Genomic DNA, 14574 nt, shown 5'->3' with positions numbered 1-14574 from the left:
GCCGCTAGCCTTTTTCCTCATGCCCGCCCTCATCACCGACCCCGAGCAGCTCAAGGAGCTCCTCGGTATCCCGTTCACCCCGGAGCAGACGGCCTGCATCACCGCGCCGCCCGCCCCGCAGGTGATCGTGGCCGGAGCCGGGTCGGGCAAGACGACGGTGATGGCGGCCCGCGTGGTCTGGCTGGTCGGCACCGGACAGGTCGCCCCGGAACAGGTCCTCGGCCTGACCTTCACCAACAAGGCGGCCGGCGAACTCGCCGAACGCGTCCGCAAGGCACTCGTCAAGGCGGGCGTCACCGACCCCGACGCGATCGACCCGGACAACCCGCCCGGCGAGCCCGCCATCTCCACGTACCACGCCTTCGCGGGCCGGCTGCTGACCGACCACGGCCTGCGCATCGGCCTGGAGCCGACCTCCCGGCTGCTCGCCGACGCCACCCGCTTCCAGCTGGCCGCACGCGTGCTGCGCGAGGCCCCCGGCCCCTACCCGGCCCTCACCCGCTCCTTCGCCGACCTGGTCAGCGACCTGCTCACCCTCGACTCCGAACTCGCCGAGCACCTGGTGCGCCCCGAGGACCTCCGCACCTGGGACGCCGGACTCCTGAACACCCTCGCCGGCGTCCGGCTCGGCAACGCCGACCTGCGCAAGGTGCCCGAGACGGCCGCCGCCCGCCGTGAACTGGCCGAACTGGTCCACCGCTACCGGTCCGCCAAGCGCGAGCGGGACCTGCTCGACTTCGGCGACCAGATCGCGCTGTCCGCCGCACTGGCCGGCCTCCCCGAGGTGGGCCGGCTGCTGCGCGAGGAGTTCCGGGTCGTCCTCCTCGACGAGTACCAGGACACCTCGGTCGCCCAACGCGTGCTCCTGGCGGGCCTGTTCGGCGGCGGCACCGGCCACCCCGTGACCGCGGTCGGCGACCCCTGCCAGGCCATCTACGGCTGGCGCGGCGCCTCCGTCGCCAACCTCGACGACTTCCCCGAGCACTTCGCCCACGCCGACGGCCGCCCCGCCACCCGCCGGGCGCTCAGCGAGAACCGCCGCAGCGGCGGCCGCCTCCTCGACCTCGCCAACGGCCTCGCCGAGCCGCTGCGCGCCCTGCACGCGGGCGTGGAGGCCCTCCGCCCCGCCCCGGGAGCGGAACGCGACGGCACGGTCCGCTGCGCCCTGCTGCGCACCCACGCCGAGGAGATGGCCTGGATCGCCGACTCGGTCGCCCACCTCGTCCGCACCGGCACGGCACCCGGCGAGATCGCGGTCCTGTGCCGGACGGCCACCGACTTCGCGGAGATCCAGGGCGCCCTCGTCGCCCGGGACGTCCCCGTGGAGGTCGTCGGTCTCTCCGGGCTGCTGCACCTGCCCGAGGTGGCCGACCTCGTCGCCGTCTGCGAGGTTCTCCAGGACCCTGGGGCCAACGCCTCCCTGGTCCGGCTGCTGACCGGCCCGCGCTGGCGCATCGGCCCCCGCGACCTCGCCCTCCTCGGCCGCCGTGCCCGGCTGCTGGTGGCGCACGCGCGCGTGGGCGACGCCGATGACCCGGACCGCAGGCTCGCCGAGGCCGTCGAGGGGGTCGACCCCGCCGAGGTGATATCGCTCGCGGACGCCCTCGACACCTTCCTGGAGCTGCCGCTCGACATCGAGCAGGCGGACGACGGGCTGCCCTTCTCGCCGGACGCGCGCGTGCGCTTCGCCCGCCTGGCCACCGAACTGCGCGAGCTGCGCCGCTCCCTGTCCGACCCGCTGATGGACGTCCTGTACCGGGTCCTCGCGGTCACCGGCCTGGAGGTGGAGCTGTCGGCGTCCCCGCACGCGCTGGCCGCCCGCCGCCGCGAGACGCTGTCCAACTTCCTGGACGTCGCCGCCTCCTTCGCGGCCGGCGACCAGGAGGCGACCCTGCTCGCCTTCCTCGGCTTCCTGCGCACCGCCGCCCAGTACGAGAAGGGCCTGGACAACGCTCTGCCCGGCGGCGAGAACACCGTCAAGGTGCTCACCGCGCACAAGTCCAAGGGCCTGGAGTGGGACGTCGTCGCCGTCCCCGGACTGGTCAAGGGCACCTTCCCGAGCAGCCAGGGCCGGGAGAAGTGGACCGCCCAGGCCAAGGTGCTCCCGCACGCCCTGCGCGGCGACGGGGACACCCTGCCCGACGTCGAGGCCTGGGACTCGCGCGGCATGAAGGCCTTCCACGAGGCCATGAAGGACCACCAGCACACCGAGGAACTCCGCCTCGGCTATGTCACCTTCACCCGCCCCCGCTCCCTGCTCCTCGGCTCCGGCCACTGGTGGGGCCCCAGCCAGAAGAAGCCGCGCGGCCCCTCCGACTTCCTCCGGGCCCTGTACGAGCACAGCGCCGCCGGACACGGCGAGATCGAGGCCTGGGCCGACGAACCCGAGGAGGACGAGGAGAACCCGGCCCTGCACGCGGCGAGCGCCGACCAGGTGTGGCCGCTGCCCCTGGACGACGCCGCCCTGGCCCGCCGCCGCGCGGCCGCCGAGACCGTCCTCGCCCACCTGGACGCGCTCACGGCGGAAACCGACGGAGGAGTCCCCGCCGACCACGACCCCACCGCCCACGAGGACCCGGACTGGCCCCCGCCACCCGAGGACGAGGACGTCCCCTACGGCGATGACCTCCCCTACGGCGATGACGTCCCCCATGGCGAAGCCGCCCCCCATGGCGAAGCCGCCCCCTACGAGGACGGCCTCCCGGACGAGGACTCCGCCGACTGGGACTCCTGGAGCACCGACCGCCCCACGGTCCCGCACCAGGCGGTGCCCGCCGAGCGCACGCCCCCGCGCACGCCGGAGCACGAGCGCGCCCTCCCGGCCCCCGAGGCCCTCCCCGCCTCCGTCGCCCGCTTCACTCCCGAGGAGGCCCGCGCCATCGCCTCCTGGGACCGTGACCTCGACGCGCTCGCCGGTGAGCTGCTGCGCACCCGCCAGAGCGTCACGGACGTCCCGCTGCCGGCCGCCCTCTCCGCGACCCAGCTGATGCGGCTGGCCGAGGACCCGGACGGGCTCGCGCAGGAACTCGCGCGCCCCATGCCGCACGCTCCGCAACCGGCCGCGCGCCGGGGCACCCGTTTCCACGCCTGGGTGGAGGCGCGCTTCGAAGAGCTCACGCTGCCCATGCTCGACCCCGACGAGCTGCCCGGCAGCGACGCGGAGATCGCCGACGAACGGGATCTCGAAGCCCTGAAGGAGGCCTTCGAACGCACCGAGTACGCCCACCGCACGCCCTACCGCGTCGAGGCCCCCTTCCAGCTCTCCCTCGCCGGCCGGGTCGTCCGGGGCCGTATCGACGCGGTCTACCGGACCGGAGAGGGCGACGGGGCGACGTACGAGATCGTCGACTGGAAGACCAGCCGCACCCGGCCCGCCGACCCGCTCCAGCTGGCGATCTACCGGATCGGCTGGGCCGAGCAGCAGGGCGTGCCGCCCGAGTCGGTCACGGCCGCGTTCGTGCATGTGCGTACCGGCGAGATCGAACGACCGGAGGGGCTGCCGGACCGGGCCGGACTGGAAAGGCTGATCGTCGGACAAGCTGAGTGTGACGAACAGCCCGCCGAGGATGTCGGTCCGGGCCGATAGGCTCGTGACCATGAGCCAGACCCCGGACAGCGCTGTCCGTACGTACATCGAGCAGCATCGCGCCGCCTTCCTCGCCGACCTCGCCGAATGGCTGCGCATCCCGTCGGTGTCGGCCCAGCCCGACCACGCCCCCGATGTACGCCGCAGCGCCGACTGGCTCGCCGCCAAGCTCACGGAGTCCGGCTTCCCGACCGCCGAGGTCTGGGAGACAGCGGGCGCCCCGGCCGTCTTCGCCGAATGGCCCGCGGGCGACCCCGGGGCACCCACGGTCCTCGTCTACGGCCACCACGACGTGCAGCCCGCCGCCCGTGAGGACGGCTGGGACAGCGACCCCTTCGAGCCGGTCGTCCGGGAGGACCGGCTCTACGCGCGCGGGGCGGCCGACGACAAGGGCCAGGTGTTCTTCCACACACTCGGCGTCCGCGCCCACCTCGCCGCCACCGGCCGCACCGCCCCCGCGGTCCACCTGAAGCTGCTGATCGAGGGCGAGGAGGAGTCCGGCTCCCCGCACTTCCGGGCGCTGGTCGAGCAGCACGCCGAGCGGCTCGCCGCCGACGCCGTGATCGTCTCGGACACCGGCATGTGGTCCGAGGACACCCCCACGGTCTGCACCGGCATGCGCGGGCTCGCCGAGTGCCAGATCGTCCTGCACGGCCCCGACCAGGACATCCACTCCGGTGCCTTCGGCGGCGCCGTCCCCAACCCGGCCACCGTCGCCGCCCGCCTGGTCGCCGCCCTGCACGACGAGCACGCGCGCGTGGCGATCCCCGGCTTCTACGACGGCATCGTCGAGCTCGGCGAGCGGGAGCGGCAGCTCTGGGCCGAGCTGCCCTTCGACGAGGCGAGCTGGCTGCGCGAGGCGCACTCGTACGCCACCGAGGGCGAGGCCGGGCACACCACCCTGGAGCGCATCTGGGCCCGCCCCACCGCCGAGGTCAACGGCATCGGCGGCGGCTACCAGGGCCCCGGCAGCAAGACGATCATCCCGTCCTCGGCCCTGCTGAAGCTGTCGTTCCGGCTGGTCGCCGGGCAGGAGCCCGACCACATCGAGAAGATCGTCCGCGCCTGGGCCGCCGACCGGATCCCCGCCGGGATCCGCGCCGAGATCACCTTCCTGCCCGCCACCCGCCCGTGCCTGACCCCGCTCGACCACCCCGGCCTCCAGTCACTGGCCCGCGCCATGGGCCGCGCCTTCGAGAGCCCCATTCGATTCACCCGTTCGGGTGGCTCGGGTCCCGCCGCGGATCTGCAGGACGTCCTTGCCGCCCCCGTCCTCTTCCTCGGCATCTCCGTCCCCTCCGACGGCTGGCACGCCCCGAACGAGAAGGTCGAGCTGGGCCTTCTCCTCAAGGGCGTCGAGACCAGCGCCTACCTGTGGGGTGACCTCGCGGAGAACTGGCGCCATGCCCCCTGAGCCGTCGGCGCCGTCCGGAGCGGTACCGCGCGCGGGGCACACTGGAAGAACCGCCCCGTCCGTCCCCGTCCGCACCGTCCCCGCCCGACCCGGTCTCCTCCCGCCCTTCGTCCCGCTGAACCGCCCGCTGAAACAACCGTTGCACTGGGGGAGTTGGAAGCACCCGTGACCACCTGGACCGACCACACCGCCGACCGACCGATCTCGCTCACCGCCCCGAGCGGCATCGACCGCGCCGCCCACCACCGGCTCGACGAGGCCTGGCTCGCGGCGGCGTGGAGCCACCCCGACACCCGCTGCTTCGTGGTCTCCGGCGGCCAGGTCCTGATCGACGAGACGCCCGACGGGCGCACCGAACTCGTCATGACCCCCTCCTTCGAGGCCCCCCTCACCGAGGCGCACCGCTACTTCCTCGGCACCGACGAGGACGGCGTCAGCTACTTCGCGCTGCAGAAGGACGCCCTGCCCGGCCGCATCGACCAGTCCGCGCGGCCCGCGGGCCTGCGCGAGGCCGGACTGCTGCTGTCACCCCGTGACGTCGGCCTGATGGTGCACGCGGTCGGCCTGGAGAACTGGCAGCGCACCCACCGGTTCTGCTCCCGCTGCGGCGAGCGCACGGTCATCGCCGCCGCCGGCCACATCCGCCGCTGCCCCGCCTGCGGCGCCGAGCACTACCCGCGCACCGACCCCGCCGTGATCATGGCCGTCACCGACGAGGACGACCGCATCCTGCTCGGCCGCCAGGTCCACTGGCCGGAGGGCCGCTTCTCCACGCTCGCCGGCTTCGTGGAGCCCGGCGAGTCCATCGAGCAGGCGGTACGCCGCGAGGTCTCCGAGGAGGTCGGCGTCACCGTCGGCCCGGTCGAGTACGTCGCCAGCCAGCCCTGGCCGTTCCCGTCCAGCCTCATGCTCGGCTTCATGGCCCGCGCGACCACGACCGACATCGACGTCGACGGCGACGAGATCCACGAGGCCCGCTGGTTCTCCCGCGACGAACTCGGCGCCGCCTTCGACTCCGGTGACGTCCTGCCGCCGTACGGCATCTCCATCGCGGCCCGTCTGATCGAGATGTGGTATGGCAAGCCGCTGCCGACGAGGAGCTTCGTCTGAGACGGCCCGCGGTGACCGCCGAGACCTACTGGAACCACAACGTCCACTACCACCCCGTGGTGCTGGACGCCGTACCCGACGGCTGCCGCGCCGCCCTGGACGTCGGCTGCGGCGACGGCCTGCTGGCCGCAAGGCTCGCGGCCAGGGCGGAGACGGTGACCGGCGTGGACCGGTCGGCGGAGATGATCCGGCAGGCGCGCAAGCGGGACATCGGGAACGCCACCTTCGTGGAGGGCGACTACCTCCGCGACGCCGCCCTCGACGAGGGCGGCTACGACTTCGTCAGCGCGGTCGCCGTCATCCACCACTCCCCGTTCGACGACGCGATCGACCGGCTGGTGGAACTGCTCGCGCCCGGCGGCCGGCTGGTCCTCGTCGGACTGGCCGACAACCACACCACCCTGGACTGGGTGGTCAGCGGCTGCGGGGTCCCCGCGAACCTGCTGGCCAGGGCCCGGCACGGCGGCCCGGAGAATCCGGCCGACATGCCCGTCGAGGACCCGATCATGAACTGGGGCGAGGTCAAGCGGTCCACCGCCCATCGCCTCCCCGGACGCCACTACCGGCGCCGGCCGCTGTGGCGCTACACGGTGGTGTGGGACAAACCACGCTGACGAACGACGCACTGATACGCGCGAAGGCGGTCCCTGATCAAGTCGGGGACCGCCTTCGCGCAGGAAAACCTACGCGTTGACCTTCTGCTTCACCTGGGCCAGCGAAGGGTTCGTCAGCGTCGAGCCGTCGGCGAAGAGCACCGTCGGGACCGTCTGGTTTCCGCCATTCGCCTTCTCCACGAACGCGGCCGACTCGGGGTCCTGCTCGATGTTGATCTCGGTGTACGCGATGCCCTCGCGGTCCAGCTGGCTCTTCAGCCGGCGGCAGTAGCCGCACCACGTGGTGCTGTACATCGTCACAGTGCCCTGCATCTCGCTCGCGCTCCTTCGGCAGGTCGGGGAAGCTCATCCAGGAGAGGAACGTACGCGACCCGTCCGCCATTCCCGCCGCCGTTCCCGCAGCACCGGCCCCGAGTGACGCCTGCCGCATTAGTACGACTGCGAGGGGCTGCCTGTGGACAACCGGCGCAGCCGTCTCCGGCGACCTGGCAGCATGGCGGTGTGACAGCAGCAACGCACTCCTCCCTCTTCCCGCAGGCACCGGAGTCGGCCGACGCGGTGCTCGAAGGGCTCGACCCCGAGCAGCGCGAGGTGGCCACCGCCCTGCACGGACCGGTGTGTGTGCTGGCCGGAGCCGGTACCGGCAAGACCCGCGCGATCACCCACCGGATCGCCTACGGGGTGCGGGCCGGCATCCTCCAGCCGTCCAGCGTGCTCGCCGTCACCTTCACCAACCGCGCCGCCGGGGAGATGCGCGGCCGGCTGCGCCAGCTCGGCGCCCAGGGCGTCCAGGCCCGCACCTTCCACTCGGCCGCGCTCCGCCAGCTCCAGTTCTTCTGGCCGAAAGCGATCGGTGGCTCCCTGCCCCGACTGGTCGACCGCAAGATCCAGCTCGTCGCCGACGCGGCCGCCGCCTGCCGCATCCGCCTCGACCGCGGCGAGCTGCGGGACGTCACCGCCGAGATCGAGTGGTCCAAGGTCACCCAGACCGTCCCCGCCGACTATGCGCCGGCCGTCGCGAAGGCCGGCCGCGAGTCCCCCCGGGACCCGGCCGAGATCGCCCAGATCTACTCGGTCTACGAGGACCTCAAGCGCGACCGCGCGGTGATCGACTTCGAGGACGTCCTGCTGCTGACCGTCGCCGTCCTGCAGGACCGGCACGACATCGCCGACCAGGTCCGCGCCCAGTACCAGCACTTCGTCGTCGACGAGTACCAGGACGTCAGCCCGCTCCAGCAGCGGCTGCTGGAACTCTGGCTCGGCGATCGCGACAGCCTGTGCGTCGTCGGCGACGCCAGCCAGACCATCTACTCGTTCACAGGAGCAACCCCCGACCATCTGCTCGACTTCCGCACCCGCCACCCCGGGGCCACCGTCGTCAAACTGGTCCGCGACTACCGCTCCACACCCCAGGTCGTCCACCTCGCCAACGGGCTGCTGGCCCAGGCCCGCGGCCGCGCCGCCGACCACCGCCTGGAGCTGGTCTCCCAGCGCCCCGCCGGACCCGAGCCCGTCCACACCGAGTACACCGACGAGCCCGCCGAGGCCGAGGGCGCCGCCCGCCGCATCCGGGAACTCGTCGACTCCGGGGTCCCGGCCGCCGAGATCGCCGTGCTCTTCCGGACCAACGCCCAGTCCGAGACCTACGAGCAGGCGCTGGCCGACGCCGGAGTGCCCTACCAACTGCGGGGCGCCGAGCGGTTCTTCGACCGGCCCGAGGTGCGCAAGGCCGGTGTCGCCCTGCGCGCCGCGGCCCGCTTCGGCGGCAACGACGCACTGCTCGACGACACCGTGGACCTGCCCTCGCAGGTGCGCGCGGTCCTCTCCGGGGAGGGCTGGACCACCACGCCCCCGGCCGGTTCCGGCGCGGTCAGGGAGCGCTGGGAGTCGCTCGCCGCCCTGGTCAACCTCGCCCAGGACGTCGCCGCCGCCCGGCCGGCCGCCACCCTCGCCGACTTCGTCGCGGAACTCGACGAACGGGCCAACGCCCAGCACGCCCCGACCGTCCAGGGCGTCACCCTCGCGTCGCTGCACTCGGCGAAGGGCCTGGAGTGGGACGCCGTCTTCCTGGTCGGGGTCGCCGAGGGCATGATGCCGATCACCTATGCGAAGACCGACGAACAGATCGAGGAGGAACGCCGTCTCCTCTACGTCGGCGTGACGCGCGCGAGGGAACGGCTGTATGTCTCGTGGTCCCTCTCCCGCACCCCCGGCGGCCGGCCCAACCGCAGGCCCAGCCGGTTCCTGGACGGCCTGCGTCCCGGCTCCACCGGCACCGTCGGCCGCGGTGGCGGCGCCGGCACCGGGGGCGTCGAACGAGGTTTCTCCGGCGGCCCCGGTCACGTCGCGCCCCGGCGCACCCAGCGCACCCCGGCCCGCTGCCGGGTGTGCGGGCGCACCCTCACCGACGCCGGTGAGATGAAGCTGATGCGCTGCGACGGCTGTCCGTCCGACATGGACGAGGGGCTCTACGAGCGGCTGCGCGAATGGCGTGCCGACCAGGCCCGGCTCAGTGGTCAGCCCGCCTTCTGCGTCTTCACCGACCGGACGTTGATGGCCATCGCCGAGAGCGCTCCGGACGACGATCGCGAACTGGCCCGCATCCCCGGCGTCGGCATGCGCAAGCTCAACCGTTACGGTGCCGATGTTCTGGCCATCTGCGCAGGCCAGGAGCCCGGGGGAGACCCGGCGGGCGACTGATGGGAACTCGTCGAAAAAATAGTTTGCGCATGCCCCAGCAATCCCCATAGGTTCTAGGCACGGAAGCGGCGGCCTTCTCGAAGGCCCGGTTCCGTGATGTACTTGCATATCCGAAGGACTGGCTCAACCCCAGTCCCTTAGACGCCGAGAGGAGGCGAGTCCAGTGATCAGCATCAAGACCAACATCAGCGCGGCCAAAATGACCGATCTCTCGGCCGTCTCCGTGTGCATGCTCGGCGTCTCGAACCTGGGCACCGGTCTGTCCGGCATTTCTGCCGTCCGTCCGGCGTCCTCCGTTTCTCTCGCGGGTCTTCCTGTCCGTGAGCGGGATGAGCGACCGACCGAGGCACTGGAAGCAGTAGCGGCACAGGCCAATGCCTATGCCTTTACGGCAGCCGGTGCCGGAAGCCGGAAGCAGACGACGCAGCACCACCTGATGTGGGCCTTCCGTGGGCCAGAACCCTGGAGTGATCCAGCCTGATCGATCAGGCCGGCGCCTTCAGGGCCGCGGAACCCCATCCGGGATCCGCGGCCCTTCTGTTTTCCCCGAACGGGGAGAGCGGAGCGAAGGGGCCTCGGGGCAAGAGCAGAACCCGGTACCAGCCGCCAACCGGTCCAACCCGACCGGCACGACCAGACGAGGAAGAACAACCGTGCAACTCGAAGCGCACGCCCCGTCCGTACCGCCTTCCGAAACGATCCCCCCGCCCGGCCTCACGGAGGACTCCACCTTGATCCCGCTCACCGCGCTCACCGCGCTCGACGACGCCATCGAGAACCTCGGCGTACCCGTCCCCTGCCGGTCCTACGACCCGGAGGTCTTCTTCGCCGAGACGCCGGCGGACGTCGAGTACGCCAAGTCCCTCTGCCGCACCTGCCCGCTGATCGAGGCCTGCCTCGCCGGCGCCAAGGAGCGGCGTGAGCCCTGGGGCGTCTGGGGTGGCGAGCTGTTCGTCCAGGGTGTCGTCGTCGCCCGCAAGCGGCCCCGTGGCCGCCCGCGCAAGAACCCGGTCACGGCATGAACATCCTCGGAACGATCGACCGCCCCCTCACGCACGACCCCAAGAAGCAGGCCCCGATGAAGCCGTCCACCAGCGAGCCCGCGGGCTCCGCGACTCCAGACTTCACCTCCGCCGGTATCACCACCGGCTCGCGTCAGAACAGGACCCGAGAGATGCAACTCATCCCAGAAGCCTTGGCTCGTGCGCATATGCACGAGCGACTGCACGAGGCCGAACGGGAACGCCGGGCGGTTCGCCTGGTGACCGCTCGCCGGATGCAGCGCAGGGCCGAGCGCGCCTCGATGCGTGCCCGCCGTGCGCTCGCCATGGCCGTCATGCAGTGACCCAGCACACCTGAAGCGGTGGCCTCCCGATCTCGGGAGGCGAAAGCTCCCCGCGGGGGCCGGTCCGGCCGAACGGACCGGCCCCCGCGGTGCGTTGTGCGCTCGGATCCGCGCCGCGGAGTTATCGTCGCCTGGTGACGAGTCTTCCCGGAGGCAGTGATCACGGCGGCTCCGCCACGGAGCCCCACCCGCTCGTGTGCGCCCGCTGCGGCACCCCGGCCGACGGCCCCCAGCCCACCACCTGGACCTGCTCCGTGGAGAACGGCGTCCGTCAGTTCTTCTGCGACACCTGCTCCAGGGAGAACCTCCGCGCGATCGAGGGCCGGCTCGACTCGCCCTGGTGGTGACCCCCGCCCCTACTGCGCTTCCAGGGCCGCCCCCGCCGCGTCGGCTTCCTCGGCCTCCGTGAACTCCCCGGGCACGAAGCCGGGCAGCCATGCCTCCAGTTCCTCCCGCAGCCGTACCGTCGCGCCCAGCTGGCACAGCACGCCGATGGTGCTCAGGGTCACCCGGTGTATCAGCAGGTAGGCCGGCGGCAGGTTGAGCTGTTTGCCCAGCTGGTGGGCGGGGTTGCGGGGGTCGGCGATACGGGCCGCCTGGCTGCGCATCCAGTTCCGGGTGAACGTGAACTCGTCTACCTGGGCCGGTTCGATGATCGGCAGCAGATAGTCGAGGACGGCGTCCGGGTCCAGCTCTATGGACTCCTTGACGAACCCCTCCGTGCACAGCAGCTCGTAGACGGCCTCGGCGTCGCCGTCCAGCGTCATCCGCAGGGAGTCGCCGATCGTGGCGGGCAGCCCGCCGGCGAGGCGGTCGACCGTGCCGAAGTCCAGCACGCCCAGCCGCCACTCCTCCTCGTCCTCCGGCTCGGCCGGCAGCAGACGGAAGTTGCCCGGGTGGGGGTCGGCGTGCAGCAGGCCGGTGCGGGCGGGGCCCGAGAACAGGAACCGGGCCAGCAGCTGACCGGCCCGGTCGCGCTGCTCCTGGGTGCCCCCCGAGATGATCTCGGACAGCGGTATCCCGTCCATCCACTCCGTGACCAGGATCTGCTCGCACTGGTGCACCACCGCCGGGACCACCACGTCGGGGTCGTCCTCGAACTCCTCCGCGTGCGCCGCCTGGGCCTGCGCCTCCAGGGCGTAGTCCAGTTCCTCGGAGACCCGGTCGCGCAACTCCGCGATCAGCGGTTTGATGTCCATCCCTGGGATCAGCGGACCCAACAAGCGGGCGAAGCGGCTCAATTGTCCCAGGTCGGACAGGAGGGCCTCGCCCGCTCCCGGGTACTGCACCTTGACCGCGACCTCACGGCCGTCGTGCCACACCGCACGGTGCACCTGGCCGATCGAGGCCGCCGCCGCGGGCTTCTCCTCGAACTCCACGAACAGCTCCCGCCAGTCCTCCCCGAGCCGCTCGGCGAGCACCGCGTGCACGGTGCGGGTCGGCATCGGCGGCGCGGCGTCCTGGAGTTTGGTGAGAGCCGCCCGGTAGGGGCCGGCGATCTCCTCCGGGAGGGCGGACTCGAAGACGGACATGGCCTGCCCGAACTTCATCGCCCCTCCCTTCAACTCACCGAGGACCTTGAAGAGTTGTTCCGCCGTGCGCTGTTGCAGCTCGCGGCCGACGATCTCCGCGGACTCGCCCACGATGCGCTTGCCCAGACCCCAGGTCGCCCGGCCGGCGAAGCCGAGCGGGAGCGCGGCGAGCTTGGCGGTCCGGGTGACCGCCTTCCGGGGAAGATCAGACATGCGCCCTCCAAGTCCCAGTCGGCCGCGCCGCGTCCGTGTGCTCTCGTCGATCCGCCGACGGCCGTTGCACCACCATTGTCTCGTGCCGGTCCCCGTTGGTTGAGGAGTGTTCCCCCTTAGCTTTCTCCGCCGCGCCGCACGGGCATGCGGGATGCGGCCACACCGGTCGGGCGTGCCAGTGCAGCGTGGGCACGGACGCCTCCCAGCGCACTCCTGTACCGGCCGGCGACTCCCCGTCGAGGAAGGCGAGGGCATGTGCGGCGGCCAGTCCGGCCACGGCCGTCGCCAGCGTGAGATCGCAGGCGCCCACCCGGCGGGCCTGCCCGGAACGCCACTGGGCGACCAGGCGCGGCCAGGCCGGGTCCCGGTCCGTGCGGTGCTCGTGCAGACAGCGGGCGCAGCCCGTCCCGCCGGGCAGGACGAGCGGGCCGACGACACCCGTGCCCTCCACCACACCCGTGTAGAGATGAGGAGTCCCCGAATCCATGAGCGGCTCGGCGGCGCGCGCGTCCGGGGCGTGCACCAGGACGTCGTCGCGCGGGGCGACGACCACCAGGGAGAGACCGGGTTCCTCGGCGGCCGGGTCCGGGCGGCGCGGCGGGCGGTCCGGGGCCGCCCGGCGGACGACCCGGCGCGCGGCCTCGTCCCGGCGCTCGCCGATCGCCTCCGCGGGGAGTCCGCCCGGCGCCACGTCCCACGGCTGGACCCGGCCCACGTCACGCACGTCGACCTCCCCGACTCCCGCACCCGACAGCAGCGCGGCCAGCGTGACCCCGACCCGGCCGGCACCCCGCACCTGCACCCGCAGGGCACGCCGGGCCGCCAGCCGGCCGAGGGCGCCGCCCGGCTCCGGAGTGGTCAGCGAGAGCGAGGCCAGATCGGGACCCAGTCGCTCCAGGACCTCCTTCTTCGCGCGCAGCTCCTGCGCCGCCGGCCCGCCGCCGTGCGGGTCGTCGACGAGACCGGCCCGCGACAGCCGCTCCACCAGTGCGTCGACCTGCCCGTCCGGCAGGTCCATGCGCCGCCCCTCCGCGCGCAGCAGGGCCAGGCCCCGGGCGCCGTCGAGCAGGTCCAGGAAGCTGCCGGTCGCCGTGTCCATCGGCCCGAGGGTCATCGCGTGCGCCGGGGTCATCCCGAACTGCACGGTGTTGAGATCACGCCAGCCGCGCCGGAGCGCGGGCTTCACCAACGGATGCATGACAGGCCCCCGTAACTGTCGAAAGGTCGTGGAACGTCCCCGTCTGCCGGTGGAGCCGGTCACGCCCCGCCGACGAGTGCCAGCATGCCCGGGCCGCCCGGCGGGTGCCGAAAGTTGTCCACAGGCGGTGGGTATTCGTCGTACAAATCAAACGCATGGTGGGGGATCGGCATCGAACCGTCCCGGACCCGGGACTTCCCGCATGTGCAGCGGGTAACGTCGGGGCGTGCCCGCCGACCCACTGCACCGCGCCGGAAAGCCACAGCGCAGCACGACGAGCCAGCCGCCCAGCGGCCCGGGGGTGAGCGCGATCGAGGTACGCAGGAGCGCCCGGCGCCGCCGGACCGTTTCCGCGTACCGCGAGGGCGATCGCACCGTCGTGCTGATCCCCGCCCGGATGTCCGAGGCGGAGGAGAAACGCTGGGTGACCGTCATGCTCAACAAACTCGCCGCCCAGGAGAGCAGGCGAGTGCTGGGCGACGCCGAACTGTCCGAGCGCGCCCAGCGGCTGTCGGACCAGTACTTCGACGGCCGGGCCCGCCCCGCCTCGGTGCGCTGGGTCACCAACCAGAACACCCGCTGGGGTTCGTGCACCCCGGCCGAGGGCAGCATCCGGCTCTCGCACCGGCTCCAGGGCATGCCCGAGTACGTCGTCGACTACGTCCTCTGTCATGAACTGGCGCATCTGCTGGTGCCGGGGCACGGGCCCCGGTTCTGGCGGCTCCTGGAGGCGTATCCGCGGACCGAGCGGGCCCGGGGCTATCTCGAAGGGGTGGTCGCCGCGGACCGGTTGCCGCCGGTGCCCGGCGCGCGCGATGAGTGACACGCCCCGGGAGTGCTCCCCGCGGGGTCGCTGAGCGCG

At 72.6% G+C, this 14574-nt stretch carries 13 protein-coding genes; 10 read left to right on the top strand and 3 right to left on the bottom strand.

What is annotated here, in order from left to right; translation table 11 throughout:
* The first annotated feature begins 19 nt into the window (after positions 1-19).
* The 4 genes from ACGFZS_RS42925 to ACGFZS_RS42910 all read left to right on the top strand — a co-directional run bounded on the left by ACGFZS_RS42925 (position 20) and on the right by ACGFZS_RS42910 (position 6724).
* Entirely contained in the window at positions 20-3586 is a 3567-nt protein-coding gene (locus ACGFZS_RS42925) for a UvrD-helicase domain-containing protein (RefSeq protein ID WP_393799695.1), read from the top strand.
* Between the two features lie 10 nt (positions 3587-3596).
* A complete protein-coding gene (locus ACGFZS_RS42920) occupies positions 3597-5000 on the top strand; it encodes a dipeptidase (protein WP_393799694.1) in 1404 nt (467 codons plus the stop codon).
* Between the two features lie 165 nt (positions 5001-5165).
* Complete coding sequence (gene nudC, locus ACGFZS_RS42915; RefSeq protein WP_355715795.1) at positions 5166-6110, top strand: NAD(+) diphosphatase; 945 nt, start codon at positions 5166-5168, stop codon at positions 6108-6110.
* An 11-nt stretch (positions 6111-6121) separates the two neighbouring features.
* Positions 6122-6724 carry a class I SAM-dependent methyltransferase gene (locus ACGFZS_RS42910; protein WP_393799693.1) on the top strand — a complete coding sequence of 201 codons (603 nt, stop codon included), beginning with the start codon at positions 6122-6124 and terminating at the stop codon, positions 6722-6724.
* Positions 6725-6793: 69 nt separating this feature from the next.
* Here the strand turns inward: ACGFZS_RS42910 and ACGFZS_RS42905 are convergent, their stop codons facing one another.
* Complete coding sequence (locus ACGFZS_RS42905) at positions 6794-7036, bottom strand: mycoredoxin (RefSeq protein WP_355715799.1); 243 nt, start codon at positions 7034-7036, stop codon at positions 6794-6796.
* 189 nt (positions 7037-7225) lie between these two features.
* Between ACGFZS_RS42905 and ACGFZS_RS42900 the strand changes: the two genes are divergently transcribed.
* The 5 genes from ACGFZS_RS42900 to ACGFZS_RS42880 all read left to right on the top strand — a co-directional run bounded on the left by ACGFZS_RS42900 (position 7226) and on the right by ACGFZS_RS42880 (position 11116).
* A complete protein-coding gene (locus tag ACGFZS_RS42900) occupies positions 7226-9424 on the top strand; it encodes an ATP-dependent DNA helicase UvrD2 (RefSeq protein ID WP_393542555.1) in 2199 nt (732 codons plus the stop codon).
* A gap of 163 nt (positions 9425-9587) precedes the next feature.
* Positions 9588-9905, top strand: a complete 318-nt coding sequence (locus tag ACGFZS_RS42895) for a hypothetical protein (RefSeq protein ID WP_365686624.1) — start codon at positions 9588-9590, stop codon at positions 9903-9905.
* A gap of 172 nt (positions 9906-10077) precedes the next feature.
* Positions 10078-10446: a WhiB family transcriptional regulator gene (locus tag ACGFZS_RS42890; protein WP_355715805.1), complete on the top strand. Its 369-nt coding sequence runs from the start codon at positions 10078-10080 to the stop codon at positions 10444-10446.
* Entirely contained in the window at positions 10443-10769 is a 327-nt protein-coding gene (locus ACGFZS_RS42885; protein ID WP_355715807.1) for a hypothetical protein, read from the top strand. Before ACGFZS_RS42890 ends, ACGFZS_RS42885 begins: the two co-directional genes overlap by 4 nt.
* 134 nt (positions 10770-10903) lie before the next feature.
* Positions 10904-11116, top strand: coding sequence for a hypothetical protein (locus tag ACGFZS_RS42880; protein ID WP_359220117.1), 213 nt, complete (start codon positions 10904-10906; stop codon positions 11114-11116).
* A gap of 9 nt (positions 11117-11125) precedes the next feature.
* Here the strand turns inward: ACGFZS_RS42880 and ACGFZS_RS42875 are convergent, their stop codons facing one another.
* On the bottom strand, positions 11126-12514 hold the full coding sequence (locus tag ACGFZS_RS42875; RefSeq protein WP_393799692.1) for an ABC1 kinase family protein: 1389 nt from the start codon (positions 12512-12514) through the stop codon (positions 11126-11128).
* A complete protein-coding gene (locus ACGFZS_RS42870) occupies positions 12507-13712 on the bottom strand; it encodes a TOMM precursor leader peptide-binding protein (protein ID WP_393799691.1) in 1206 nt (401 codons plus the stop codon). The genes ACGFZS_RS42875 and ACGFZS_RS42870 overlap by 8 nt, the downstream gene beginning before the upstream one ends.
* A 226-nt stretch (positions 13713-13938) precedes the next feature.
* Between ACGFZS_RS42870 and ACGFZS_RS42865 the strand changes: the two genes are divergently transcribed.
* The gene (locus ACGFZS_RS42865; RefSeq protein WP_393799690.1) at positions 13939-14535 is read left to right on the top strand and encodes a M48 family metallopeptidase; all 597 of its coding nucleotides are present in this window, start codon (positions 13939-13941) and stop codon (positions 14533-14535) included.
* The last annotated feature ends 39 nt before the right edge of the window (positions 14536-14574 follow it).

The organism is Streptomyces sp. NPDC048288 (assembly GCF_043201555.1).
Lineage (GTDB): Bacteria > Actinomycetota > Actinomycetes > Streptomycetales > Streptomycetaceae > Streptomyces.
This window is presented reverse-complemented; position numbering and strand designations above follow the sequence as displayed.

Coding starts and splice junctions, on each gene's coding strand:
- ACGFZS_RS42885 (WP_355715807.1), top strand. CDS start 10,443: ATGAACATCCTCGGAACGATCGACCGCCCCCTCACGCACGACCCCAAG.
- ACGFZS_RS42920 (WP_393799694.1), top strand. CDS start 3,597: ATGAGCCAGACCCCGGACAGCGCTGTCCGTACGTACATCGAGCAGCAT.
- ACGFZS_RS42925 (WP_393799695.1), top strand. CDS start 20: ATGCCCGCCCTCATCACCGACCCCGAGCAGCTCAAGGAGCTCCTCGGT.
- ACGFZS_RS42905 (WP_355715799.1), bottom strand. CDS start 7,036: ATGCAGGGCACTGTGACGATGTACAGCACCACGTGGTGCGGCTACTGC.
- ACGFZS_RS42870 (WP_393799691.1), bottom strand. CDS start 13,712: ATGCATCCGTTGGTGAAGCCCGCGCTCCGGCGCGGCTGGCGTGATCTC.
- ACGFZS_RS42875 (WP_393799692.1), bottom strand. CDS start 12,514: ATGTCTGATCTTCCCCGGAAGGCGGTCACCCGGACCGCCAAGCTCGCC.